This is a genomic window from Lacisediminihabitans changchengi (assembly GCF_016634425.1).
GTDB classification, from domain to species: Bacteria; Actinomycetota; Actinomycetes; order Actinomycetales; family Microbacteriaceae; genus Lacisediminihabitans; species Lacisediminihabitans changchengi.
Map to the genome: position 1 here is coordinate 283,537 of NZ_JAEPES010000001.1, position 25,997 is coordinate 309,533.

At 67.1% G+C, this 25,997-nt stretch carries 20 protein-coding genes and 1 pseudogene; 7 read left to right on the forward strand and 14 right to left on the reverse strand.

What is annotated here, in order from left to right; translation table 11 throughout:
• Window positions 1–30: 30 nt before the first annotated feature.
• Window positions 31–669, forward strand: a complete 639-nt coding sequence (locus IV501_RS01370) for an MBL fold metallo-hydrolase (RefSeq protein ID WP_200554623.1) — start codon at window positions 31–33, stop codon at window positions 667–669.
• A 7-nt stretch (window positions 670–676) separates the two neighbouring features.
• On the opposite strand, the gene IV501_RS01375 is transcribed toward IV501_RS01370, so the two are convergent.
• From IV501_RS01375 to IV501_RS01400, 6 genes and pseudogenes are all read right to left on the reverse strand, one after another.
• Window positions 677–1,888, reverse strand: a complete 1,212-nt coding sequence (locus tag IV501_RS01375; RefSeq protein ID WP_200554624.1) for an ROK family protein — start codon at window positions 1,886–1,888, stop codon at window positions 677–679.
• Window positions 1,889–1,993: 105 nt separating this feature from the next.
• Window positions 1,994–3,061: an extracellular solute-binding protein gene (locus IV501_RS01380; RefSeq protein WP_200554625.1), complete on the reverse strand. Its 1,068-nt coding sequence runs from the start codon at window positions 3,059–3,061 to the stop codon at window positions 1,994–1,996.
• Between the two features lie 6 nt (window positions 3,062–3,067).
• A complete protein-coding gene (locus IV501_RS16485; protein WP_200554626.1) occupies window positions 3,068–3,346 on the reverse strand; it encodes an extracellular solute-binding protein in 279 nt (92 codons plus the stop codon).
• Window positions 3,343–4,380, reverse strand: a complete 1,038-nt coding sequence (locus tag IV501_RS01390) for an acetylxylan esterase (protein WP_200554627.1) — start codon at window positions 4,378–4,380, stop codon at window positions 3,343–3,345. The genes IV501_RS16485 and IV501_RS01390 overlap by 4 nt, the downstream gene beginning before the upstream one ends.
• Window positions 4,380–6,791, reverse strand: a complete 2,412-nt coding sequence (locus tag IV501_RS01395) for a glycoside hydrolase family 95 protein (protein ID WP_200554628.1) — start codon at window positions 6,789–6,791, stop codon at window positions 4,380–4,382. Before IV501_RS01395 ends, IV501_RS01390 begins: the two co-directional genes overlap by 1 nt.
• Window positions 6,791–6,916 (reverse strand): annotated as a pseudogene (locus IV501_RS01400) (carbohydrate ABC transporter permease); the annotation flags it as partial. The gene IV501_RS01395 and the pseudogene IV501_RS01400, both read right to left, overlap by 1 nt.
• Window positions 6,917–7,185: 269 nt before the next feature.
• Here IV501_RS01400 and IV501_RS01405 point away from each other — a divergent pair.
• Entirely contained in the window at window positions 7,186–9,387 is a 2,202-nt protein-coding gene (locus IV501_RS01405) for an alpha-galactosidase (RefSeq protein WP_234698086.1), read from the forward strand.
• Window positions 9,388–9,398: 11 nt separating this feature from the next.
• Here IV501_RS01405 and IV501_RS01410 read toward each other — a convergent pair whose 3' ends face one another.
• On the reverse strand, window positions 9,399–10,163 hold the full coding sequence (locus tag IV501_RS01410) for a hypothetical protein (protein ID WP_200554629.1): 765 nt from the start codon (window positions 10,161–10,163) through the stop codon (window positions 9,399–9,401).
• Between the two features lie 133 nt (window positions 10,164–10,296).
• Between IV501_RS01410 and IV501_RS01415 the strand changes: the two genes are divergently transcribed.
• Window positions 10,297–11,496 (forward strand): M20 family metallopeptidase, encoded by a 1,200-nt coding sequence (locus IV501_RS01415; RefSeq protein ID WP_200554630.1) that lies wholly within the window; start codon window positions 10,297–10,299, stop codon window positions 11,494–11,496.
• A gap of 123 nt (window positions 11,497–11,619) precedes the next feature.
• On the opposite strand, the gene IV501_RS01420 is transcribed toward IV501_RS01415, so the two are convergent.
• Complete coding sequence (locus tag IV501_RS01420) at window positions 11,620–13,455, reverse strand: phosphoenolpyruvate carboxykinase (GTP) (protein ID WP_200555385.1); 1,836 nt, start codon at window positions 13,453–13,455, stop codon at window positions 11,620–11,622.
• 168 nt (window positions 13,456–13,623) lie between these two features.
• Here IV501_RS01420 and IV501_RS01425 point away from each other — a divergent pair, with 168 nt between their 5' ends.
• The 3 genes from IV501_RS01425 (at window position 13,624) to IV501_RS01435 (ending at window position 17,015) form a co-directional block, all read left to right on the forward strand.
• Window positions 13,624–15,054: a helix-turn-helix domain-containing protein gene (locus tag IV501_RS01425; protein ID WP_200554631.1), complete on the forward strand. Its 1,431-nt coding sequence runs from the start codon at window positions 13,624–13,626 to the stop codon at window positions 15,052–15,054.
• A gap of 78 nt (window positions 15,055–15,132) precedes the next feature.
• Window positions 15,133–15,504 (forward strand): hypothetical protein, encoded by a 372-nt coding sequence (locus tag IV501_RS01430; RefSeq protein WP_200554632.1) that lies wholly within the window; start codon window positions 15,133–15,135, stop codon window positions 15,502–15,504.
• Window positions 15,505–15,551: 47 nt separating this feature from the next.
• A complete protein-coding gene (locus IV501_RS01435) occupies window positions 15,552–17,015 on the forward strand; it encodes a cryptochrome/photolyase family protein (RefSeq protein WP_200554633.1) in 1,464 nt (487 codons plus the stop codon).
• A gap of 145 nt (window positions 17,016–17,160) precedes the next feature.
• On the opposite strand, the gene IV501_RS01440 is transcribed toward IV501_RS01435, so the two are convergent.
• Window positions 17,161–18,093, reverse strand: coding sequence for an NADP-dependent oxidoreductase (locus IV501_RS01440; RefSeq protein WP_200554634.1), 933 nt, complete (start codon window positions 18,091–18,093; stop codon window positions 17,161–17,163).
• 119 nt (window positions 18,094–18,212) lie between these two features.
• Window positions 18,213–18,809 (reverse strand): TetR/AcrR family transcriptional regulator, encoded by a 597-nt coding sequence (locus IV501_RS01445; protein WP_307812125.1) that lies wholly within the window; start codon window positions 18,807–18,809, stop codon window positions 18,213–18,215.
• A 126-nt stretch (window positions 18,810–18,935) separates the two neighbouring features.
• Here IV501_RS01445 and IV501_RS01450 point away from each other — a divergent pair, with 126 nt between their 5' ends.
• Window positions 18,936–19,889 carry an alpha/beta hydrolase family protein gene (locus IV501_RS01450; protein ID WP_200554635.1) on the forward strand — a complete coding sequence of 318 codons (954 nt, stop codon included), beginning with the start codon at window positions 18,936–18,938 and terminating at the stop codon, window positions 19,887–19,889.
• 33 nt (window positions 19,890–19,922) lie between these two features.
• Here the strand turns inward: IV501_RS01450 and IV501_RS01455 are convergent, their stop codons facing one another.
• Genes IV501_RS01455 through IV501_RS01470 form a run of 4 tightly spaced genes read right to left on the reverse strand, consistent with a single transcriptional unit; the run spans window position 19,923 to window position 25,945 of the window.
• Window positions 19,923–21,128, reverse strand: coding sequence for a glycoside hydrolase 5 family protein (locus IV501_RS01455; protein ID WP_200554636.1), 1,206 nt, complete (start codon window positions 21,126–21,128; stop codon window positions 19,923–19,925).
• Window positions 21,125–24,181, reverse strand: a complete 3,057-nt coding sequence (locus tag IV501_RS01460) for an alpha-mannosidase (RefSeq protein ID WP_200554637.1) — start codon at window positions 24,179–24,181, stop codon at window positions 21,125–21,127. The genes IV501_RS01455 and IV501_RS01460 overlap by 4 nt, the downstream gene beginning before the upstream one ends.
• Before the next feature lie 52 nt (window positions 24,182–24,233).
• Window positions 24,234–25,124, reverse strand: a complete 891-nt coding sequence (locus IV501_RS01465; protein ID WP_200554638.1) for a carbohydrate ABC transporter permease — start codon at window positions 25,122–25,124, stop codon at window positions 24,234–24,236.
• Entirely contained in the window at window positions 25,121–25,945 is an 825-nt protein-coding gene (locus IV501_RS01470; RefSeq protein ID WP_307812126.1) for a carbohydrate ABC transporter permease, read from the reverse strand. The genes IV501_RS01465 and IV501_RS01470 overlap by 4 nt, the downstream gene beginning before the upstream one ends.
• Window positions 25,946–25,997 lie beyond the last annotated feature (52 nt).

The following is a 25,997-nucleotide window of genomic DNA, read 5'->3' on the forward strand; positions in this document are numbered from 1 at the left end:
CAACGAAGTGAGGCGAGTAAAGTCTCAGGTATGCGAGTGACCAAACAAGAACATGCCGCCCTGATCCTTCAGTCAGCGGAGAAGGTGCTGGTCGTCGATCCGGGGTCGTTCACCACCGCGCTCGTCGGTCTCAGCAACGTCGTCGGCATCGTCATCACCCACGAGCACGCCGACCATTGGACCGCCGAGCAGCTCACCCGCATTATCGACCGCAATCCCGACGCGGTCATCTACGGGCCCGCCGGGGTCGTCGCGGCGGCGAGCGACTTCCATGTCGTGGTGGTCGAGGCGGGTGACACGGTCACGGTAGAGCCGTTTACCCTGCGCTTCTTCGGCGGCGAGCACGCTGTCATCCATTCATCCATCCCGGTCGTCGACAACCTGGGCGTGCTCGTCAACGACACCCTGTACTACCCCGGAGACTCCTACACGATCCCTGAGGGCGTCGAGGTCGACACCCTCGCGGCCCCGGTTGGAGCTCCGTGGCTGAAGATCGGTGACGCGATGGACTTCGTTCTTGCCGTGAAACCGCGCCGCGCGTTCGCCGTTCACGAGATGACGCTCTCTACGGCGGGCAAAAACATGCAGCGCGAGCGGCTGGCCTGGGCAACAGAGCAGGGCGGCGGCGAGTTCTTCGTGCTCGAGCCCGGCGAATCGCTCGATCTCTAACCGCGGGTCAGGCCGCGACCATCTGCTCGCCGCGAACAGTGGCACGGATGACCGCGGCCGCGGCGCCGCGCGCCCAGTCGTCGAAGGTGTGGCTGGTCGTCACGATGCGGGCGTTCGCTGCGGAACCGAAAGCGTGCTCGGCAAAGGCCTCCCGCAGGCGCGTCTCGTATAGGTCGTAGTTCGCCACCGATTCGCCGGCGACCAAGACGATCTCCGGGCCTACCAGGTTCACCATCGCCGCAACAGCGGTGCCGATCACGCGGCCGGCCCGATCGAAGGCCGCAACGGCTGAGGCATTACCGGCGTGGGCCAGGTCGATGGCGTCCTGCAGGCTGAGCTCTGGGCGCTCTTCACTTGCACGGATGGCGGCGAGGATCGAACCGGACGACGCGACGGCCTCGACGCAGCCGTGGCGGCCGCACGTGCAGAGGTAACTCTCGGGAGCGAGCGGCAGGTGGCCGATCTCCCCCGCGACGCCGTTCGCCCCGGACACGACGTCACCGTTCACGTACAGCCCGCAGCCGATTCCGGCACCGATGGTGACGATGGCGAAGGTGCCAGCGTCGACCCCGACGCCGAACCACTGCTCGGCAATAGTGAGGGCGCGCACATCGTTCTCAATGAGCACCGGCGACTGGAGCTCGTCGGCGAGAATGCGTCCGAGCGGCACCTCGTGCCAGCCGAGCAGCGCGGAGTCGCGGACCACTCCGCCTCGCGTGTCGACGTCGCCAGAGACCGAGACGCCGATGCCCGCGACGCGCGCGGCCGAATCGCCGAGATCAGCCCGCAGCGAACTGACCGCGGAGACGACGGCGGTGACGATCGTCTCGACGGAGGTGTCTGCGACCGGAAGGTGCACGGAGTGGATGATCTCCGCGCGCATCGTCGTCGCGACACCGATCACCTCGTCGGCATTCACCTTCACACCGATCGACAGGAGCGAGTTCGGCATGACCCGCAACGGATACACCGGGCGCCCGGGGGCGAGACCACGCTGTTGCTCGTCGTCGACCACGACGAATCCTTCGACGATGAGCGGAGTGACCGCCTTAGTGACGGCCGCCTGCGACAGTCCAGTCTGACGGGTGATGTCGATCCGCCCGATCGGCCCGTGCGTGAGGATTCGGGTGAACACATCGATGGCGGCCGGCGTGCGCAGTTCGAGCCGCGGCGGCGCAGCGACGACCGGATCCGGTCGTGCGGTCGAAAGGGTCGTCATTCTCCTGCTCCCCGTGTGCCATCACGCTGATCGTGAAGGCGAGTGTATTGCCCAATTGATGGAAAGTGGACCTGCCCGCCGCGGTCGACGGGCAGGTCCACACTGCTAGTTCTTGCCGGCGATGACGTTCTTTGCCGCGGTGTACAGCTTCGGGAAGACCTCACCGTTGGTCTCGTGCAGCATGTACGACTCGAACATCGGGGTCAGAGTGGTGCCGATGTCCGACCCGTTGGCGTACGGCGAAGCCGGGTAGATTTCTTTCTTTTGCGCAGCGTTCTCGAACACGCTGAGATCGACGCCCTTCGACTTCTGCGATGCGGCGAAGGTCTTCATCGCGCCGGGAATCGACGGGAAGAACGAACCGCTGACGAGGGCAGCCTTCGTCTGGCAGCCCTCCGTCCCCATGTAGGAGATCCACTTCCAGGCTGCTTCCTTGTTCTTGCTGCCAGCCCAGATTTCGTTGCCGTTGGAGTTGCTCAACGACGCGCGCGTGGTGCCGTCCGGGCCGAGCACGGTCGGCGCGACACCGATCTTGAGGCCGGGCAGTTGCAGGGCGGTGGATGCGGTCCACGAGCCGTCTTCGAGAAGCGCGACCTTGCCGGATCCGAGCTGCTCGGTACCGCCGATGGTGAACTCACCGAACTTCGGCGCGATGCCGCGGTCACTCAGCCCACGCATGTACTCCATGGTCTGGGCGAAGATCGGCTTGTCGTACTGGAACGCGGTCGGCCACGAGTCTTTGTTGCCGAGGCGCCATCCGGTGGTCGAGATGAACGAGCCCCACGTGGTCTGCCCGAGGAAGTCGCTGCTGCCGAGGAGCCCGGAACCGTAGACGGCGACGTGGTCCTTGTCGAACCCGGCCTCGTCGGCGTGCTTGCCGTTGACATCCGTCGTCAAGCGAGCAGCGATCTTGTCGAAGGTGCCGCCGTCCTTCGGGTTCCAGGTCATCGTCTGGATGTCCTTGTCGGTGAGCCCGGCCTTCTCAACCATGTCTTTGTTGTAGAAGAATGCGGGCGCTGCCCAGTCGAGCGGAAGTCCGTACTGCTTGCCATCGGTGTACTTCCACGCGCTCACCCCGACGTTGAACCGGTCGAGGCTGTACTTGTCTGCCGTGATGTAGCTGTCGAGCGGCTCCAGTTGGTGCTGCTTGGCGTAGGCGTCGAAGAACTGCACGCTGTTCTAGAACGCGTCTGGCGCATTGCCTGCCACGAATCCCGCGGTGAGTTTAGTGAAGTAGGCATCCACCGCGTACTGCGAGATCTTGATCGTGATACCGGGGTTCTCTTTCTCGAACCCGGCGAGGCAGGACTTGTACGACGCTGCCTGCTTCTCGTCCCAGGTCCACCAGTTGACGGTCGTCTGGCCCGACCCGGAGTTGCCGCTGCCGGCGGCGCAGCCGACCAGCGGGATCATCAGAGCCGCCACCACGAGGGCGGGTATCAGTTTCGTGAGCTTCATTGTCTCTCTTTCTGTGGGGGGACATCCGCGGCGGCGCGCGACATTGCCGCGCCGCTCAGGATGGGTTCTCGGTGTTGTCGGTGAGTTCTGTGGAGTCGGTGAAGTGTGCTGATGAGCCCGGCGAGATCGTCGCTGCCTCCGGCCTCGTGCCCGTTGAACGGCCAGATCCGTATGGACTTCTCTCCGCGGTACGCGTTGTGGGCGGCGAAGACGCTCGACGGCAGGCTGATTCCGTCCATCAGTCCGATGGAGAACCATCCAGGAGCGACAGCGCGCCGGGCGAAGTTGACGCCGTCGAAGTACGAGAGGGTCTCAAAGATGAGGTCGCGATCGTGATGCCGCTGCGCAAGAGCGTCGCCGAGCTCGCGATAGGGATACGCGTCGGTGGCGACGGATGCTCGCGGGAAGTCGCAGAGGAACGGCGCCTGGAAGAAGCCCGCGACCAGGTCATCGACCAGCCCGCTGACCGCCAGCGCGATGCCACCGCCCTGACTGTTGCCAGCGACGGACACCCACGCCGGGTCGACCGAGTCAAGCGAGCGCACGGCATCGACCGCTCGCACCGCGTCGGCGAAGACGCGACGGTAGTAGTAGGTCTCGCGCGAGGCGATGCCACGGGTGAGCAGGCCTTTCGACGCCGGGCCCACTCCCGGGATGTCCTCGGTGACGCCGCTGCCCTGCCCGCGGGTATCCATGAGAAGGCTCGCGTAGCCGGACGCGGCGAGCACGATGTCGTCGAGCGGATGCCCGCGGCCAGCGCCATAGCCGTTGAAGTGCACCACGGCCGGGAGCGCTGCCGCGCGCTGCCGCGGAAGGCGAAGCCAGGCGTGCACGCGCGTGGCGTCGGATCCGGTGAAGGTGAGGTCGAAGACATCCACCTCGCGCAGTCCGGTGTCGACCGGGTTCAGTTCGAGGTCGAGCGGATATGCGCGTGCCGCGGCGATCGTCCGCGCCCAGAACTCGTCGAAATCGGCCGGGTCGTGCACCGAGCTGCGGTACTCCCGAAGCTGGTCTTCTGGCAGGTCGACGAACATCAGCGGGTAACCAGGGCGAAGTCGTAGGCCGACAACTCGATCGGCTCTGCACTCAGGAGCAGACTGAGCTCGGCGCCGCGGTACGTCACTCGCACCGGTTCGGCGCCCCCGGCCGTGTGGACGAGACTCGCTCGAACGAGCTCACCCGCGGCCCACTCGACATCGATCGACACCGCGCCCGGCAGGCGGATGCCGCGAACCGATCCCTCCGACCAGGCCTCGGGCAGTGCGGGGAGCAGGCGCACCACCCCGCGCTCCCCCTGCACGACGGTGGCCGCGATGCCGACGATGAATCCGTAGTTTCCGTCGAGTTGCACCGGCGGGTGCGTACTGAAAAGGTTCGGCGCCAGGCCGCCCCAGTCGCCACCATCAGCCTCGGCGAGCGCGTGGAGGTCGCGTTCGTAGGGCCGGGTCGCCTCGAGCAGCAGGGACCGCACCGCCTCCCCGTCGCCCAGCCGCGCGCGCAGCGCCATCTTCCACGCCCACGACCAGCCCATCGCGCCCGAACCTCGGCGATCAAGCAGCTGTCGTGCAGCCTCCGCGAGCTCCGGGGTGCCTTCGGGATGGATCTGCCCGAGCGGGAACAGCGCGACCACCTGCGATATGTGACGGTGCGCTGGATTCAGTTCTTCGTAATCCTCCGCCCACTCCTGCAACCAGCCACCGGCGGTGATCGCAGGAGCCGGGAGCAGCGGGATGGCCCGCGTGATGCGGGCGGTGAGGTCATCCTGCAGCCCGAGTACGGTCGCGGTGGCGATCGTGTCCGCGAAGACCCGGCGGATCAGGGAAATGTCCATCGCCGTGGAGCTGCCGAGCGACTCACGGTGTCCGTCGGGTCCGATGAACAGGTTCTCGGGGGATGTCGACGGGATCGTCCGCAGGCGACCGGCACCGTCTTCCGTCAACCAGGAGAGGGCGAATTCAGTCGCTCCCCGGAGAAGCGGGAGCGCGGTGCACTCGAGGAACTCCCGGTCGAGGGTCGCTTCGTAGTGCGTCCACAGATGGGTCGCCAGCCACATGCCCCCCATCGGCCAGAACGCCCACGACACATCGCCGTGACCCGCGCCGACCGGCAGCGCCCAGCCCCAGAGATCGGTGTTGTGGTGCGCGACCCAGCCGTTGGCCCCGTAGAGCTCCGCGGCGACGGCCGTGCCGTTCTCCGCCACCCGCTGGATCAGGTCGAACAGCGGCAGATGCGTCTCAGAGAGCCCAGCGAGCTCTGCACCCCAGTAGTTCATCTGGGTGTTGATGTTGATCGTGTAATTCGACGACCACGGCGGACGCTGCTGGTCGTTCCAGATGCCCTGCAGATTCGCGGGCGGTCCGCCCGGGCGCGACGAGGAGGCGAGCAAGTACCGCCCGAACTGGAACATCACGGTGGCAACCAGACGATCATCGCCGGAGCGCAGCACGTCGGTCGCGACTTCGAACCGGCCCGAGCGACGCTTTCCGATGGTGAGCGACGTGCCGCCGAGCAGACCACCGAGATCGCTACGGTGGTCGGCGAGCAGCCGTTCTGCGCCAACGGCGAGTGCCGCGGATGCCCGACTCTCCGCCTCGGCCACCCGGGCATCGGTCGCTGAACGCCCGACATCACGGCCGTCGCGGTGCCACCAGTGCTCGGCGTTCGTGGACGAGGAAAGAGTCAGCAGCACCCGCGTTGCGCCGGTGATAGTGACGACATCGTTTCCGGTAGTCAGCTCGCCATCGGTGTCCGCCGCGAGAGCGGCGACAGCGAAAGGGTCGAAGCGCTCGGCGTCGACCGCCGCCGCATACCGGCGGTCTACCGCAGACTCCTCGTGCAGCGGAGCGCCGTCGACAGGCAGCTCCACCCCGAGACTGACCACCCCGTCGGAGGCGGCGCGGTGACGGATGCGCTCCCCACTTCCCAGCGCGATTCTGAGGTCGAGCGGTGCTTCTGCCACGATCTCGACGCACATGGCTTGCGCGGGGCGCGATGCCCAGCTGCGGCGCATGACCGGCACGTCGCCGACGCGGAATCGTTCGGTCACGACTCCGTCGTCGAGATCCAGCTCGCGTCCCCCGTATGACGAGTCGCCGGGGCTGGTGACGTCGATGGTGAGATCCACGAAGGGGAGAAATTCCTGACTCCACCGAGCCTCGAACAGGTCGAGCAACAGAGACTCCGCGCGGCGGTAGTCACGAGCGTCGATGGCGGACCGGACCTCGGCCAGGCGTTCGGGCCCCGCACCGGCGGCGGTGCGCTCGGCGAGCGCAACGGCCGGGCCGTCAGGGCTGCCGGACCAGGCGAATCCGTCATTGATCTGCCAGCGGGCGGAGGTCGCACCACCGAAGACCATGGCGCCGAGTCGGCCATTGCCGATCGGGGCCGCCTCGACCCACTCCTCGGCGGGAGTGGGCCAGAACAGGCGGAGAGTGTCGGCGGGCATCACTTGATTCCCGAGAAACCGATGGAGTTGACGATGCGCTTGCCGAAGACCATGAACAGGATCAGCATCGGCAGCGCGGAGATCAGCGTCGCCGCCATGAGTCCTGCCCAGTCGGGCGATGCCTGCAGCACGGCGAGCACGAGAAGGCGAGCCGGGCATCACCGCGGTGTGCTGGCGAATTCGCGTTCAGGGATCCCCGCGGAACCTTGCGCTGTGGCCGGGCTTTGGAAGCTCGGGGTACTACCGTGATCGCCATTGACTTCACCTATCGTCGAGATCGACGAGGCACGAGGACGGCATCGTCGAGAACTGCGTGAATCGCCGGGCGATGTGCTCGTCGAGTCGCTTTCGGTAGCATAAGTATGAATAATTGATGCTGTCAACTAATTCGACGATGAAGGACAAAAGCATGCACCCCGAGCGCGACAACGTTATTCACCTGCGGGCCGGAGGGGTGTCCGTGGTCTTCGACGCGCGCCGCGCCCTGCCGCGCGTTCTGCACTGGGGCGCCGACCTCGGCGACCTGTCGACGGAGGAACTGGATGCGTTCGCGCTCATTGCTGGACCGTCCCAGTTGCATAACTCCCCCGACGAACCGCGTGCCTTCACCGTATGGCCGACGCAGTTCGACGGATGGTCGGGCACGCCGGCGATTACCGGTCATCGCGCCGGGGTCGCCACGACCCCGCGGGTCGCACTCGACCGGGTAGAGCGCGACCTCGAACCAGACGGCGGAACGGGCATCACCTTCTGGCTGACCGATCGGGTGAGCCTGCTGGAGATCCGACTGACCTACCGGCTCACCACGCAGGGACTGGTGGAGGTGCAGTCCACTGTGCGTTCCACCGCCGAAGCCGAATCGGCCGTCTACGACCTCGGCTCGGTCCTCACTCTGATGCCCGTGCCGACACGCGCCGGCGAGATCGTCGACTTCACCGGCAAGTGGTGCCGGGAGCGTTCGCCGCAGCGCGGCCCGCTGCGGGATGGCTCGTATACGCGCAACGTGCGCCGCGGCAAGCCGGGCGCCGACACGCCGTACTTGCTGATGGTCGGCACGCCCGACTTCGGATTCCGTCATGGCGAGATCTGGGCGACCCATGTTGCCTGGAGTGGCGACCAGACCTGGCTGGCCGAACGACTGCCAGAGGGCGCGGGCGGCTCGTCGTCGGTGCTCGGCGGCGGCGAAGCCCTAGTCCCGGGCGAGATCCGATTAGCGGCGGGCGAGTCGTACACCTCGCCGGTCACGGTGTTCGGCTGGTCCGACAGCGGGATGGACGGCCTAGCCGATCGGATGCACGCGCGCCTGCGCGCGCGGCCCCAGCATCCGAAGTCCCCGCGTCCGTTGGTGCTCAACACCTGGGAGGCGGTCTATTTCGATCACGACATCGACCTCCTCAGCGAGCTCACCGACCTCGCGGCCGAGGTCGGCATCGAGCGCGTCGTGCTTGACGATGGCTGGTTCGGCGGGCGCCGCAACGACGCTGCCGGACTCGGCGACTGGACGGTCAGCGCAGACGCCTGGCCGAACGGGCTGCATGCACTGGTGGACAGGGTGCGCGCCCACGGCATGAGCTTCGGGCTGTGGTTCGAACCAGAGATGGTCAACCTTGACTCCGATCTGGCGAGGCTCCACCCCGAGTGGATATTGGCCCCGAGCGCCGGGGTCGGGCCCTCCGCACGCCACCAATACGTGCTTGACATCGCTCGACCCGACAGCTTCGCCTACCTGCTGGAGCACATCGACTCCCTCGTCACCGAGTATGCGATCGACTTCATCAAGTGGGACCACAACCGCGACCTGCTCGAGGCCGTGATGCGGGAGCCGTCAGGAGATATCCCCGGCGTGCATCGCCAGACCGCGGCTCTTTACGCCCTGATCGACGAGCTGCGTGTACGGCATCCCGCGCTCGAGATCGAGAGCTGCTCTGCCGGTGGCGGACGCATCGACCTCGGCATCCTCGACCGCACCGACCGGGTCTGGGCGTCGGACTGCAACGACCCGATCGAGCGACAGGCCATCCAGCAGTGGACCGGGCTGCTGCTGCCGCCGGAATTGGTCGGCTCGCACGTCGGTGCCGCCCGATCACACACGACCGCGCGCGTGGCCGACGCCCCGTACCGATTCATTACCGCTCTGTTCGCGAGCGCCGGGGTCGAATGGGACCTCACCGCGACAACGTCGGAAGAGCTCGCCTCGGTGAAGGTCTGGGCCGCGCTGTACAAGGAATTCCGCGGTCTGATCCATAGTGGGCGCTCGGTGCACGCCGACCTCCTCGATGACGCGGTGCAGTTGCACGGGAGCGTGGCCCAGGACGGGTCGCACGCACTGTTCGCGTGGGTTCGGCTCGCGACATCCGGTGCTGGCCAGGCGGGACTCACGCAGATCCCCGGCCTCGACCCGAGCCGGAACTACGCCGTGCGGGTGCGCACCGATCTGGGCGAGCCCAGCCTTCACCAGGGCTTAGGCCCGGGCTGGTTCGAGGCCGCGAGAGCCGGTTCGCTCACGGTGAGCGGCCACGTGCTGTCGACGGTCGGGCTCACCATGCCTACACTCAATCCGTCGCAGGCGCTGCTGCTGGAGTTCACTGCCGTCTGATCTGCTTGCCGCTAGCTCAGGCCGCCCATGCGCTCGAGGGAGGCGGTGATGAGCGCGGTGGCGCCGTCGGGGATGATGTGGTGGTTGAGGTACGTGCCCTCGAACCAGCTGGAGACCTCGTCGGCGGGGAGCCCGACGGCATCCCAATCGATGCCCGGTGCCACCGAGGTGACCGGCTGGTCGGTGGCCGGGTCGACCCAGGCGCGAGCGATCTCGCGGTCGGGCGAACCACCGGCACCATTCCAGAGCAGGGCGACCAGGTGATTGTCGCCCTCGAGGTGCTCCTGTGCGACCTCGCCGGAGCCAAGCCATGGCAGGGTCAGCAGCTCACCCTCGATCTCTACCTCGAGAAGTTCGAGGAAGGCAGGGTCGGTCTCGCAGACATAGAGCGGGTACCCCGCCTCCTGCCACGCGGCCGCCTCTTCGAAGTCCTCCATGAGATCGGGCATCCGCGCGAAAAAATCGGCGGACAGGATGGTGGCCCACTCGAGCAGCACGGCCGTGTCACGCGACGACCAGGGGCTGCGCGCACTGCTCTCCCCGTTGGCGCGGTGGAAGTGGTGCTCGGTGCCGCTGGCGCTGCGGTCGAGATGCAGTTGGCCGTCCTCGTATTCGACGAAGAGCGAGCAGACCGAGTTCTCCTCGTCCCAGTCGGCAAACAGCTCCGGATGCGCGAGCGCTTTCGGCAACTGGATGCGCGCGGCGTTTTTCAGACCGAGATTGAACACCCCGCGGAAGATCGTGGTGGGAAGGCGAAGGGTCTCGTCGGCTGCCATGGCGGCTGGTTCTCTCTGTGGGGCGGGTCGCGGTGCAAGCTGCCAGGGTATCCGGTCACTCGGCGGTATCCAAAGACTGCGGCCGCGGCTAGGGCGTTCCGCCACGCCTGCGCAAAAGCGCGAGACTAGTGCGGTGACCACTCCCCCGTTGCCGCAGCTCCGCGACACGATGGCGCGCGCCGTCAGCGAAGCCGCGCCGTCGCTCATCGAACTCTCCCACGACATCCACGCCCGCCCTGAACTGGCCTGGAACGAGACTTTCGCCGCCGAGCGAACCGCGGCGCTGCTGGAGACATACGACTTCCGGGTCGAGCGCGGCGTGGCCGGCACCCCCACCGCCTTCGTGGCGACCGCGGGCAGCGGCAGCATGACCGTCGCGTTCCTGGCCGAATACGACGCCCTGCCCGGCATCGGCCACGGCTGCGGCCACAACGTGATCGCCGCGACCGGTGTCGGCGCGGGAATCGCCCTCGCCGCGGTCGCGGATTCCCTCGACGTCACCGTGCAGGTGATCGGAACCCCCGCGGAGGAGAGCGGCGGCGGCAAGATCCGCATGTTGGAGGCGGGCGTCTTCGATGGCGTCGCCGCCTCGCTCATGGCCCACCCCGGTCGCGAGGAGATCGCCGGCACCGTGTCCCTCGGCCTCACCGACCTGCAGGTCACCTTCCGCGGTCGGGAATCGCATGCCTCTGCCGCGCCGGAACACGGCCGAAACGCCGCGGATGCCGCCACCATCACCCAGGTCGCCATCGGTCTGCTGCGCCAGCACCTCCGTGCCGGGCAGCAGGTGCACGGCATCGTCGAGCACGGCGGGGTCGCCCCCAACATCGTGCCGGCCGAGACGGTGATGCATTATTATCTTCGCGCCCGCACCGCCGAGGCGCTCGACGACCTGACCGAACGGGTCCTGGCCTGCTTCGAGGCGGGCGCGATCGGCTCGGGCTGCACCGTCGAGGTCGAGGAGGTCTCGGCGCGCTACGACGCCCTCGAGCCCGACACCGACTTGGTGGAGCTGTACCGCGAAGAGCTCGCTCGGGCCGGACGCACCGCGATCCCCGCGGCCCGCGAGCAGGACTTCCCCCTCGGCAGCACCGACATGGGCAACCTCAGCCGGGTCGTGCCGAGCATCCATCCGGTGATCGCCATCGACACGGATGCCTACACCCACCAGCCCGGGTTCACCGCGGCGAGTGCGGCTCCCGGAGCCGATCGGGCGATCACGGATGCCGCGGTCGCCCTCGCGGGCACGGCGGCCAGCGCCCTGGCCGACCCGGTCATCCGAGCCCGGCTGGCCGCCCGGCTGGCGGGTAGGACGGTTCCGCCGGTCGAGTAGGCCGCGAGCGCTAGCGAGCAGCCGTATCGAGACCCGCAGGCACGCCGCCCCGGGCCTCGATACGCGTCCTCGTCCCTCGGGCGCTACTCGACCAACGAGAACGCTACTCGACCGACGACGGCGCTACTCGACCAGCGCCGCGAACCGCTGGCGGATGTCTGCCAGCTGCGCCTGGAGCTGCGCTGGCAGGCGATCACCAAACAGGGAGAAGAACCTCTCGGTGTCGTCGAGCTCGGCCGACCACGCGACCGGGTCGAGGGCGAACAAGGCGCTCTCGTCGACATCCAGTCCGTCGGTGTTCAGCCCGCCGCTGTCGGGTCCGCCCTCGACCGGAGCCCAGCCGAGCGGGGTGTCTCGGGCCGCGGCACTCCCGTCGACCCGATCGAGGATCCAGGCCAGCACACGGGAGTTCTCGGCGAATCCCGGCCACAGAAAAGAGCCGTCGTCGCCCTTACGGAACCAGTTGACCTGGAAGATGCGCGGCGCGCGGCCAGCCGACCGTGACCCGGTGCCCACTTCGAGCCAGTGCGACCAATGGTCGGCCATGTTGTAGCCGCAGAACGGCATCATGGCGAACGGATCGCGCCGCAGCTCGCCGAGAGTGCCCTCGGCCGCCGCGGTGCGCTCCGACGACACGGTCGCACCGACGTACACCCCGTGCTCCCAACTGCGGGCCTCGACGACCAGCGGTACGTTTGTGGCGCGCCGACCGCCGAAGACGATGGCGTCGATGACGACACCCTCGGGGTCGTCCCAGGCGTCGGCGATCGAGGGGCACTGCGCCGCCGGAACGGTGAACCGGGAGTTCGGATGCGCGGCTGTCGTTCCGGACTCCGGCGTCCATTCCTCGCCGCGCCAGTCCCGTAGCCCGGTCGGAACCTTCTCGGTCAGCCCCTCCCACCAGACGTCTCCGTCGTCGCGCAGCGCCACGTTGGTAAAGATGGTGTTTCCCCACAGCGTGTCTACCGCGACCGAATTGGTTGCGGCTCCCGTGCCGGGCGCGACACCGAAGAATCCCGCCTCCGGGTTGATCGCCCGCAGCCGTCCATCGGCGCCAGGGATCAGCCAGGCGATGTCATCGCCGATGGTCTCGACCTTCCAGCCGGGAATCGACGGCGCCAGCATGGCGAGGTTGGTCTTGCCACACGCGCTCGGAAACGCGGCGGCCACATGGAACACCCGCCCGCGCGGATTCGTCACCCGGATGATCAGCATGTGCTCGGCAAGCCAGCCCTCGTCGCGAGCCATCACCGAGGCGATGCGCAGCGCGAACGACTTCTTGGCGAGCAACGCATTGCCTCCGTAGGCCGATCCGAACGACCAGATCTCGCGCTGCTCGGGAAAGTGGCTGATGTACTTCGTGGCGTTGCACGGCCACGGCACATCCGCGGCTCCGTCGATCAGGGGCGCGCCAACGGTGTGGGCGGCCGCGACCCAGTCGTTCGTTTCGCGGATCAGGCGCAGGGCATCCGTTCCCATGCGGGTCATGGTGCGCATGCTGGCGACCACGTAGGGGGAATCGGTGACCTGCACCCCCAGCTTGGAGTACCGGCCGCCAACCACTCCCATCGAGAACGGCACGACGTACATGGTGCGTCCTCGCATGCTGCCCGCGAACAGACCATCGAGAGTGGATCGCATCTGCGCCGGATCACGCCAGTTGTTGCTGGGCCCGGCGTCGTCCTCCGACTCGCAGCAGATAAAGGTGCGCGCCTCCACCCGCGCCACGTCGCTCGGGTCGCTGCGCGCCAGGAAGCTCGAGGGACGAAACTCCGGGTTGACCTGCAGCAGGGTTCCGGTGTCGACCATCTGCCGGGTGAGCCGGTTGTACTCGACCCGCGATCCGTCGCACCAGACGACCTCGTCGGGACGGGTGAGCGCGGCGATCGCATCAACCCACGCCTCGACTCCCAGCGCCCGAGCGGCAGACGGGGAAACGGAGGCGGTGGGCTGGTCGATAGTGAACGGGCTGGGCGGGGCGATGGTCACGGCGGTCTCGTTTCGGTCGGTATCGATTGGAGCGGGGGCGACAAAGAACTGCTGGTTCTTCTACCCTGCGCGCAAATGAGAGGGAAAGATCGCCCCTAACGCTGGTAAAAAGCTCGATTCTTTCACTATGGTCAAGCCATGACCGATCTGATGACTCTCGGACAGCGCATCCGCTTCTACCGCACCGGCGCGAGACTCACCCTCGATCAGCTCGGCGCGGCCGTCGGCATCGCCGGCAGCCAGCTGTCACTGATGGAGAACGGCAAACGGGAGCCGCGCCTCTCCCTGCTTCAGTCACTCGCCCGCACGTTCGGCGTCGAGGTCGCCGACCTGCTGACCGTGACGCCGCCCACCGAGCGCGCGGCGCTAGAGATCGAATTGGCGAGCCTGCAAAAGTCGGCGGTGTATCGGTCACTCGGGCTCGCCGACATCCGTCCAAGCCGGGGAATGTCGGATGAGACCCTGCGCTCGGTCATCGGCCTGCACCGTGAGCTGGCTCGCCGCGCGCGCGAGGCGATCGCGACGCCCGAGGAGGCACGGCGAGCGAATACCGAGCTGCGCCAACACATGCGCACTCAGAACAACCACATCGCCGAGATCGAAGTGCTGGCGGAGGAGGCCGTCGCCGCCGCGGGTTACCGGGTGGGGGCGCTCACCCATCGAGCCGTCGGGCTGATGGCGGAGCGGCTCGGCTTCGAGCTGATCTATGTGAACGACCTGCCCCACTCCACCCGCTCTGTCACCGATCTGGAGAACGGCAGGATCTATCTGCCGCCGGCGTCGATTCCCGGCGGACATGGACTGCGCTCGATGGCGCTGCAGGCCATCGCCCACCGAGTGCTCGGGCACCACGAACCTGACACCTACGCCGACTTTCTGCGGCAGCGGCTCGAAATCAACTACTTCGCCGCCGCGTGTCTCATGCCGTTGAGCCAGTCGCTCACCTTTCTGCGCGCGGCCAAGGCCGAGCGCAACCTCGCCATCGAGGATTTCCGCGACGCCTTCGGGGTCACCCACGAGTCTGCGGCGCTGCGCTTCACCAACATCGCCACGGTGCACCTCGACATGCCGGTGCACTTCCTGCGGGTCGGCGAAGATGGCGCGCTCTATAAGGGCTACGAGAACGACGGGCTGCAGCTGCCGACGGATGTCACCGGCTCGACCGAAGGGCAGCTGGTCTGTCGACACTGGAGCGCCCGCACCGCCTTCACCCGCGCCAACCGCACCACGGAGTTCTACCAGTACACCGATACCCCCACCGGCACCTACTGGTGTTCGACGCAGACCGGCACGGCGAGCAGTGAGGAGTTCTCCATCACGTTCGGGGTGCCGTTCGCCGATGCGAAGTGGTTTCGGGGGCGCGATACGACCACGAGGGAGGCATCCCGGTGCCCGGATGACGGATGCTGCCGCCGACCGAGCGCGGAGTTGGCCGACCGTTGGAGCCACCGGGCCTGGCCGAGCGCACGGCTGCACGCGCACATCCTGGCACCGCTGCCGTCTGGCACCTTCCCCGGAGTCGACGACACCGAGCTCTACGATTTTCTCGAAGCACACTCGGCGCGATAACGGGCAATAAATCAGTTGCCGTCACCTCTTGCCGAAATGCGCAGACGAGAGAAAGGTTGATGTGTGACAAACAATTCGATGACCACTAACAGCACCGGCACCCAGCTCCACGAGATGATGGCCCCGGAGCAGAACCTCACGCGCATCATGCGAACCGGCACGGTCTGGTTCGCGGCGGCCGTTGGAGCCACCGCTTTCGTGCTCGGCACCCTGTTGGCTTCGGGCTGGCGCCCGACCGTTCTCCACGGCGGAGTTGCACTGCTGTGGTGGGTCAGTGCAACGGTGGTCGTCGGCAGCATCGGCCTGATCGGTTGGTCTGGTTGCCCGATCCTCGAGGTCGACGTGCCCACCGCTGACCGCAACAAGACCCGCACCATGCAGCTCGGCACGATGCTCTTCATTCTGGGCGGTGCCGGGGCGCTCCTCGCTGTCCTGCTCGGCCCCGCCTGACCTGTCGGCCAACAGATCTTCCTGGCACGGCGAGGTCGGCAGTGAGCATGGCGAGGCGGCGGTGGGTCTTTGCCGGCCAGCTCGGCCAGCAGTTCGACGACGGCGGGCCCATGCTGATCATCGAGGCGAAATCGGTCTTCGGGCGTCGCCCCATCCACCGGGCGAAAGCCCACCTCATTCTCTCCGCGCTGCGGCACCGGGCCCGCGAGCTGGGCGATCGCGCGGAGTTCCACCAGGTGCAGCGCTACTCCGACGTCGTTGACGGCCGAGGCGATCTAGAGGTGATCGATCCCCCTTCGTGGAGCGCGCGCCGCTTCGTGCAACGCCGCGATATCACTGTCTTGCCGAGCCGGGGATTCGTGACCAGCGAGGCGGACTTCGAGCGCTGGGCCGATTCGCGGGGAGCGCGCCGCCTCCTGCTGGAGGACTTCTACCGCGACGTGCGGTCGCGCACCGGAATTCTCATGGAGGGGCAATCCCCCTCGGGCGGAAACTGGAACTTCGACCACGACAACCGCCGCCCACCGCCCAAGAACGCCGCGACCCTGGGCCATGCACCGTGGTGGCCAGAAGAAGACGATATTGACGAGCGGGTGCGCCGCGACCTCGACCACTGGCAGGCGGAGGGATCCGTACGACTCGTGGGCGACGACGGCCCGCGGCGTTTCGCCGTCACCGACGCGGAGGCCAGGCTCTCGCTCGACGACTTCCTCGACTACCGGCTTTCCGACTTCGGCCCGTACGAGGATGCGATGCTGCAGGGTGATTGGACGATGGCGCACTCGCTTCTCAGCGTTCCCCTCAACCTTGGCGTGCTGAATCCGCGCGAGGTCGTCGATGCGGCAGAGGAGCGCTACCGCGCAGGCCACGCGCCGCTCAACAGCGTCGAGGGGTTCGTTCGGCAGATAGCAGGATGGCGGGACTACGTCTGGCACCTGTACTGGCATCTCGGCGAGTCATATCCGACCGATCACAATCATCTGAACGCCACGGCCCCGCTCCCCCCGGCCTTCCTCACGCTCGACCCCGACCTGATCACGGCGCACTGCCTGCACGAGACGATCGACGGCATGCGTCGGCATGGTTGGGCCCACCACATCCAACGCTTGATGGTTCTCGGAAACTGGGCGCTGCAGCACGGCTACGCCCCAGCGGCGCTCAACGACTGGTTCGTCGACATGTTCGTCGACGGCACCCCGTGGGTAATGCCCGCCAACGTCATCGGCATGTCTCAGCACGCCGACGGCGGCATCGTCGCCACCAAGCCGTACGCGGCCGGCGGCGCCTACATCTCCACCATGTCGGACTACTGCGGCTCTTGCCGCTTCAACCCGAAGGTGCGGCTCGGCGACGACGCGTGCCCATTCACCGCCGGGTACTGGGCGTTTCTCGACCGCACAGAGGGGAGGCTGGCCGGCAACGCACGGATGCGAGAGCCGCTGGCCGCGCTCCGTCGACTCTCCGACCGCGAGGCCGTCGTCGATCAGGAGCGGCGTCGCGAGGAGTGGTAGCCAGACGGCCCCATTGTGTGCGCGCGCATCATTCGTTTGCCCGGCGTTCCAGCGGGTTGTCGAACAGCGTGCAACTGCGGGCGAGTGGCGATCTCCAGCGCGCCGCGGGGCGCCGCGGTGCCGGGAATGGCGATGTCAGCGAGCCTCACGACGCGACCTCGTCCGCGCTCATCCGCACGATCGTCTTCCCCGTCGCCGAGCCGGGCGAGGAAAAGGCCGCGGCCGCCTCGTCGAGCGACACGACGGAGCCCACCAAGGTGCGCAGCCGGCCAGTCCTTACCCGCTCGGCGAGCTCCGCGAGGTCGCTTCGGCGCGGTTCCACCACGAAGAAGATTGCCGTCACACCGGCCCGCTGCGTTTCGGGGGGCGACGCTATGGAGACGAATCTGCCGCCCTCGGCGACCAGAGCCGCCGAGCGCGCTCCGATCTCACCCCCGATCACGTCGAAGGCGAGGTCGACCGAGCCGACATCGGCAGAGAAGTCGGCGTTCACGTCGACGAACCTGTGTGCGCCAGCATCCAGCGCTCGGTCTCGCTGGTCGGCCCGGCCCGTGCCGACCACGACCGCGCCGGCCTCCCGCGCGAGTTGAGCGACGACCGAGCCGACCCCGCCGGCCACCCCGTTGACGAAGACCGTCTGGCCCGACGTCAGTCGGCCGTGCTCGAACAGCCCCTGCCAGGCGGTCGAGCCCGAGATCGCGAGGCTCGCGCCCGTGACGAAATCGACGTCGGCGGGCAGTGGGGCCAGATTACGCGCCTCGACCGCGACGAACTCCGCCAGCGATCCGTCGCGCGCCCAATCAGTGAGCCCGTAGACACGCTGGCCGATCGACAGGCCGGTCGTGCCGTAGCCGAGAGCGGTCACGATCCCGGCAACCTCGTGGCCGGGAATGGACGGGGTGCGGTCGCGGCCGGCCCGGTCTGTCCAGGTCGCCGGCCACTCTAACTCACCGGGCGTGAATCCCGCGGCGTGAACCCGAACGATCACGTCATTCTCCGCGGCATGCGGGGCGGGCCGGTCATCGAGGCGCATCCCCGCGACCGAATCGACGCGATTCGGCACGACGATGGCCTTCATGGCGACTCCTTTTCAGGATGTTTTCTGGCGCCTATTTTGCCTCGGTGTCGCGGTGTGCGCCACAACCGAATGCCCCTCGGGCGTCACGCAGGCTGCCGGTCTGCGGAGCGTTAGGCCACTCAGCCTGCCTCGTGAGCCAGCGCGCCCGAGATGAGCAGCTGCACGAGCACATCGGCCTCGTAGTTGGCGTCATTGGCCGCGCCGATGCAGAGGTTTCCGACACCCTTGAGCAGGTTGTAGGCGTCGACCGTCGCAGCCGAGTCGACGGATTTTAGTGCCGCGTGGAGTAGAGAACCGCACACCGGGACGAGGCGATCGACGAAGTAGGAGTGCAAAGCATCGGACCCGGCGCTGTCTCCCTGAAGAGCGCCGGCAAGGCCGTGCTTGGTGACCAAGAACTCGACAAAGAGCGCCACCCAGGCTCGCAAGGCCGCCTCGGGCGTCGCGCTCTCCGCGAGCAGTCGCGGTCCGGCGTCGGCGCACGCCTCGACCTGATGGCGGTAGACCGCGACCACGAGTTCTGATCGGGTGGGGAAATGACGGTAGATCGTCCCCATACCGACTCCTGCCCTCGCCGCGATCGCACGGACGGGAGCGTCGACGCCGGACGTGACGAACACGGCCGCCGCCGCCTCGAGGAGTGCCTGCTCATTTCGTCTCGCATCGACGCGCATCGGCCGCGCCGCAGGTGGTCGCGACTCGTCGGTATCAGTCACAATCTCGCAGACCTTTCGATGTCGTCGACACTCGTATTTGCTATTCGGAACAATGCTCCGTATATTTCGGAGCGGTGCTCCGCTTCCAGTATGGCAGAGCCCGTTCCCGTTCGAAAGGAAGCAATCATGTCCCCAATTACGTCCCCAACCGTCGAGGCACTCAATTCCATCGTCGGCGCTGGAGTTCCGGTCGTCTCGGCTTCTCCCGTCGAGCTTCTCGCCCCCGCACGACCGGTCCCGCTCGAGGTGCGGATATCCGCCCCGGCAACCGGCACGGACCTCCCCGTGGTGCTGTTCTCTCACGGCAACGGGTGGAATCTAGACGGCTACGCGCCGCTCGCGGCGTTCTGGGCCTCCCGCGGATTCGTCGTCATCCAGCCCACGCATCTCGATTCCCGCCGCATCGGATTCGGATTCGACCACCCCGTGTTCCCGTCGATCTGGACAGAGCGGATCGCTGATCTCGGGCACATCCTCGACCAGCTCGACACCGTCGAGGCCGCAGTCCCCGGCCTCTCCGGTCGCATCGACCCCAGCCGCATCGCCGCGACCGGTCACTCCTGGGGCGCGCAGACCGCGCAGTCACTCCTGGGCGCACGCATCGTCGACAAGGCCGGCCACGTCGGTGACGACATGTCCGACCACCGCATCAGCGCCGGCATCCTGCTCTCCGCGACCGGTCTCGGGGGCGAGCACCTACATCCGTTCGCGCAGGCGAACTTCCCCTTCATGCACCCGTCCTTCCAGGAGCTGACCACGCCGACGCTCGTCATCGCCGGTGACCACGACCAGTCGAAGATGTCTAGCCGCGGACCCGACTGGTTTACCGACGGATATACGCACAGCCCCGGCGCGACCGACCTCATCACCCTGTACGGCGCCGAGCACGGGCTCGGCGGGATCGTCGGTTACGAGGTCGCCGAGACGACCGACGAGAACCCGGAGCGGGTCGCCGTCATCCAGCGAATGACTACTGCGTACCTTCGGAGCGCCCTCGACGTCGATGACGCGAGCTGGCCCGCTGCGCGCGCCGCCTTCAACGACGGCACGCACGAGATCGGTCGCGTCGAGACGAAGTGATGCTCGACGGATGCCGCGGCGAGGCCCCGCCGGCTATTCCCGAATAGCCTGGGACAGCCCCACCCTCTCGCCACTCTCGACCGCCTCCAACCAGCTCGCGAATACGGTGCCCCCCGGCCGCGTCGCCGAGCGACTCGGGGCGGTGAACGGGTCTCCCGCGTCGAACTCGATCGTCGAGGTGCGCTCGACCGGGGCGGTGGGATTCGCGCGTTCACTCTGAATCAGTTCCGCCAATCGACGCCCGATCGGTTTGACGACGCCATCGCTGTCGATCAACCCCAGGGTGTACTCGAGCTCGGGGAAGTCACCAAGCGTGCGACTCACATCGTGCGAGCACCACCAGGTGACGCCCCACAGCTGCGGGGAGTCGAGCGTGTTGCGCAGGCTCGACTCCAAGAAGTCGGGGGCGTCGGCCTCGGCCACCGCCGGGAAGGGAGCACCGATCTCCTGCAGCCAGACCGGTCGCTGCGGGTCATCCGACCATGCGGCCGCGAGCTGAACCAGATACTCGGCAAATCTCGTGCGGGCCGGATGCCCCGCGGGAAACTCGCGAGCCACCGCCGTGAAGATCCACGAATGCACCGTGGTGACATCCCCCAGAGCCGCGGCGTGCAGCGGCGTCACGGGAGACCGATCGTCAAACCACACATCGTCGTCGAACGAGTGCTGATGCTGACCGTGCGGCCAGCCCTCCCGCGCCGCCGCGAGCATCGTCTCCAGCCAGGCGCCCATCTGGTCGGCGCTGGTGACGAAGGCCTCCGGATGCCGGTCCAGCGCGAACTGGTCCGTCTCGTTTCCGACCGTGAGGCCGATAACGTTCGGTCTGGCCGACACCTCGCGAGCGATCGCGGTGATCAGCTCCGCTTCTGCCGCGACGACCTGCGGGTCGGTGAAGATGTTTCGGCGATGCCAGCTGGTCACCCAGCTCGGCAGGAAGTCGAAGCTCGACAGGTGCCCCTGCAGACCATCGACGGCGACATCCATTCCGAACTCCGCCGCGACGTCGACCACTGTCCCGACCTTTGCCAGCTCCGCACCGCGAATCAGCGTCCGCGACGGCTGCAGAAGCGGCCAGATCGGGAACACCCGCACGTGGTCGAGTCCGAGCCCGGCCAACACCTCGAAGTCGCGCCGCACGGCGTCGGCGTCGAAGTCGAGCCACGAGTGGAACCAGCCGTCGCGCGGGGTGTAGTTGGCGCCCCAGCGCAGCGGCCGAGAACGGGTGAGGGAAACGCTCATCGGCGGCGGAGCCTCACGGTGACGATCTGGAACGGACGGAGGCGCAACGCCAACTCGCCACCATCCGAGCTGACGAGAGCGGCACCATCGAGCGGCTGCTCGAGCAGATCGGTCTCCCACGCGGAATCGAATGCAAAGTCCGGGGTCACCGTCGCGCGGGCACGCGAGCCGAGGGGCTCGTACAGACGCACGATCACGTCGCCGCTCTCATCCTCTGCGAGCTTGACGGTCTCGAGCACCACGGCACCTTCGGTCCGCGCGATCGGAGCGACCGGGGTGGCCCCGAAGATACGGCGCTCGGGCAGGTTGATCGCGTAGCCGGCCTCAACCGCCTCGCCGAGCTCGGCACCGACGACCAGTCCGAAGCGCACGCGATGCTCGCCCTGGTCGGTCTGCGGGTCGGGGTACTTCGGCCCGCGCAGCAGCGACAGGCGCACGGTCGTGTAGCTGCCGCCGTCTTCGGACTCATGGCGCGCGACGTCGTGCCCGTAGGTCGAATCGTTGACCACTGCCGCGCCATAGCCGCGCTCCCCCACGTGCACCCAGCGATGCGCAGAGACCTCGAATCGTGCGGTGTCCCACGTCGTGTTCACGTGGGTCGAACGCACCAGGTGACCGAACTGCGTCTCGAATGCGGCCTGGTCGGTGTGCACGTCGATCGGGAAGGCGACCTTGAGCAGCTTCTCCTGCTCGTGCCAATCGACGATCGTGTCGATGTCGACGGTGGTGGAATCCGGAGCGACGGTGACGTTCTGCACGATGTGCGACGAGCCGAAAGCACGCGCGATCCGAACCGTCGCGCTGCCGTCGGCCGAGCGCAGCAGTTCGAGCGATTCGACGTCGCGCAGGTCGACGACCGTGTTCTTGTAGAACTCGTCGATGTCCCACGCGTCCCACATGTTGGGAAAGTCGTTGTGTACCTGCAGCAGGTTGCCCGACTCGCCGGCGGGCAGAACCTCGCGATCGGCGGCGAGGTCACGCACCGAGCCGAGCGTGCCGTCGGCCTCGACGACGATGCGGATACGCCCGTTGTCGAGCACGAATCCGCCGTTCTCGGCGACGGCGTCGACCGGGGTGGTGGCGACGACGCTCAGCGCGGCACCGTAGCTCGGCACGCCGTCTCGGGCGAACGGAGAGGCGTTGAACACCAGCTCCGCGTCGCCCTCGCCGGCCAGCGCACGCTGCGACGACTCGATGATCGCGTGCAGGTCTTCAGCGATCTGCTGGTAGCGCTCGGCGGCCTCGCGATGAACCCAGGCGATCGAGGTGCCGGGCAGCACGTCGTGGAACTGGTGCACCAGCACGAGCTTCCAGATGCGGTCGAGCTCGGCGTGCGGGTAGTCGGCCACGCCTCGGATGGCCGCCGTCGCCGCCCACAGCTCGGCCTCGTGCAGCAGATGCTCGCTGCGGCGGTTGCCCTGCTTGGTCTTGCCCTGCGAGGTCAGCGTGCCGCGGTGCAGCTCGAGGTAGAGCTCGCCCTTCCAGACCGGTGCATCGACATACTCGCGCTGGGCCTCGGCGAAGAACTCTGCCGGCGTGCGGATGACGACCTTCGGCGATCCCTCGAGGTCACGCGTGCGCTTCGCCGCCTGCAGCATCTCGCGGGTGGGCCCGCCGCCGCCGTCGCCCCAGCCGAACGGCACCAGCGAGTGATTCGATGCGCCTTTGTCACGGTAGTTGCGCACAGCGTGGGCGAGTTCCTTGCCCGACAGATTGGAGTTGTAGGTGTCAGCGGGCGGGAAATGGGTGAAGACGCGCGTGCCGTCGATGCCCTCCCAGTTGAAGCTGTGGTGCGGAAAGAGGTTGGTCTGGTTCCACGAGATCTTCTGCGTGAGAAACCACTTCATGCCGGCCAACGTCACGATCTGCGGCAGGGCCGCCGAATAGCCGAACGAGTCGGGCAGCCAGACCTCGTGCGCGTGGATGCCGAAGTTCTCCATGAAGAACTTCTGGCCGTGGACGAACTGCCGGGCCATCGCCTCGGAACCGACCATGTTGGTGTCCGACTCGACCCACATGCCTCCGACCGGCACGAAGCGACCGTCGGCGACGGCCTTCTTCACTCGCTCGAAGACCTCGGGGCGGTACTCCTTGATCCAGGCGTACTGCTGCGCCGACGACATGGCGAATTGGAAGTCGCCATCGCTCTCGAGCAGGTTGAGCACGTTCGACGACGTGCGCGCGACCTTGCGCACCGTCTCGCGCATCGGCCAGAGCCACGCGGAGTCGATATGCGCGTGTCCGATCGCGGTGACGGTGTGAGCGCTCGCGTTGGCCGGCGCAGACAGCACCTCCACCAGTTCCTGGCGAGCGGATGCCGCGGAGCCGGGCACATCGGAGAGCTCGAGAACATCCATCGCCCGTTCCATCGCCCGCAGGATGTTCCACCGACGCGGCTCGCCCAGCGGCAGCTCCAGCTCCAGCTCGAGCAGTGCGGTGAGGTCGGCCGCCAGCTCCCAGAGCTCGCGGTGGAAGACATCCACATCGGCCCGGGCGAGCGTGTAGATCGGCTCGTGCGATGAGGTCAGTTTGTCGCCCTCGTCGGTGGGGAGAAAGGGGTGAACGTCGAGCAGCAGGGGGTTGGCTGCCGCCTCGATGTAGAGATCGATGGGGTCGCCGGCCGCGCCTTCGACGGGGATCCAGACGTTGCGGGGGTTGAGTGCCTTGACCACCGAGCCGTCGGGCCGATAGACGAGGCCCTCGCTCTGGAATCCCGGCGAGTGATTCTGCCAGCCGAGGTCGATGACGATCTCCAGCTCGTTGCCCTCCGCCTCGGGGGGAACCGTGCCCGTGACATGAAACCAGGTCGTGCCCCAGGCGGGGCCCCACGGGTCGCCCACCGCGAACGGCTGATAGTCGACACCCGCGTCGGCCTTCGCCGTCGCGTCTCCTCCCGGGAGTGCGACGGAGGGCTGGACCGGCTCGCCACGACCGCCGGCGACATGCCATGCCTCCACGGTCAGTGGAGCCACCGGCTCGTGGACGGTGGTCGAGATGCGCTCGAGCAGCACGCGGGCGACTCGGTTTTCGATCAGGACGTGGTTGTCGTGCATGAAAAGCCTTTCGATGTGAAGCGGTAGAGCGATGGAGAAGATGCGCGAGAAGTCAGCCCTTGACGGCGCCCTCGCCCACGCCCTTGAAGAACTGACGTTGCAGGGCGATGAACAGGATGATGAGGGGCACCACCGCGATGATGGTGCCGGCAGCGACGACCCGCGGGTCGCCGGCGAAGGTGCTCTGCAGGTAGTTGAGGCCGATGGTGAGGGTGTATTTGTCGGTGTCGGTCAGCACGAGCAACGGCCAGAGGAAGTCATCCCAACTGCCGATGAACGACATCAGCCCGACGACGGCGAGAGTTCCGGTCACCGCGGGCATCGCGATGTTCCACAACCGGCGCCACGCGTTCGCCCCGTCGAGTGCTGCCGCCTCGTCGATCTCGTGCGGGATGGCCAGGAAGGCATTGCGCATGAGCAGCACATTCAGCGCGCCGATGCATCCGGGCAGCACTACCGCGACCAGCGTGTTGGTGAGGTGCACGGAGTTCATGATCTGCAGCAGCGCGATGATCGAGGCCTCGCCAGGAATCAGCAGTGCGCCGACGAACACCGACAGGGCGAGCGAGCGCCCCCGGAACCGGAGTCGGGCGAGCGCGTAGCCGGCCAGGGCCGACCCGATCACATTGATCGCTACGTTGGAGACCGCCACGATGAGCGAGTTGCCCACGAAGCTCAGCACGGGCACGATCGACGTCACCCGTGCGTAGTTCTCGCCCGTCGCGTGCTTCGGCAACCAGATCGGGGGGATCGCGTAGAGGTTGTCGCCGACGCCCTTGATCGAGGTGAGGAACTGCCAGACGAACGGCCCCACAGTGATAGCGAGCACGAGCAGCAGCAATAGGTAGCGCACCGCCAGCTCGGGCCCGCGAAGACGGTAGCCGTCTTTGGTCTCGTAGCCACGTCGGCGGCGCACACGCGTGGAGGTCGCTTCGGCGGTCATGACAGATCCTTCGAGTTGGAGACGCGCAGGTTCACTGCCAGCAATCCGACGGTCAAAACGAAGAGCACGACCGAGACGGCCGACGAGTAGCCGAGTTGGGCCGAAAGCCCGGTGCCGGATGACTGGATGAGGGTAACGAGGGTGCTGTCAGCGCCTCCCGGACCGGCCGTGGGACCCGCCAGCAGGTACACCTCTGAGAAGACCCGGAACGCCGAAACGGAGGAGATCACCCCGACCAGGATCATCGTCGCCCGCATGGCGGGCACGGTCACGATGAGGAATCGCCGGATGACACCGGCCCCATCCATCTCCGCGGCCTCGTGCAAATCGCGCGGAACGTTGCTGAGCACAGCCAGGTACACGACCATGTAGTAGCCGAGGCCCTTCCAAATGGTGACGACCATCGCGCAGAACAACAGAAGCACGGGGTCGGAGAGGAACGGGATCGGCTTCGAGATCACGTGTATCGACTGCAAGATTCCGTTGATCAGGCCGCGATCGTTGAACATCCACTGCCAGATGATGATCACGACGACGGTCGAGGCGACGACCGGGGTGTAGACGGCCGTGCGGAAGAACGCCGACCCGGGGATGACGCGTTGCATCAGAATCGCGAGCAGCAGGGGCAGCACGATCATGAACGGTACGACGCAGACCACGTAGAGCAGGCTGTTGCGGAACGCCACCCAGAACAGCGGATCAGTGAAGACGGTCGCGTAGTTCTCGAGGCCGACGAACTTGCCCGCGACGAACGGGCGGGCGTCGGTGAACGAGGTGACGATCGTCTGCACAAACGGCCAGAAGACGAAAGCCAAAGCCACGAAGAGCCCAGGCAAGAGGAACAACCACGGCGCCAGTCGTCCGTTCAGTCGC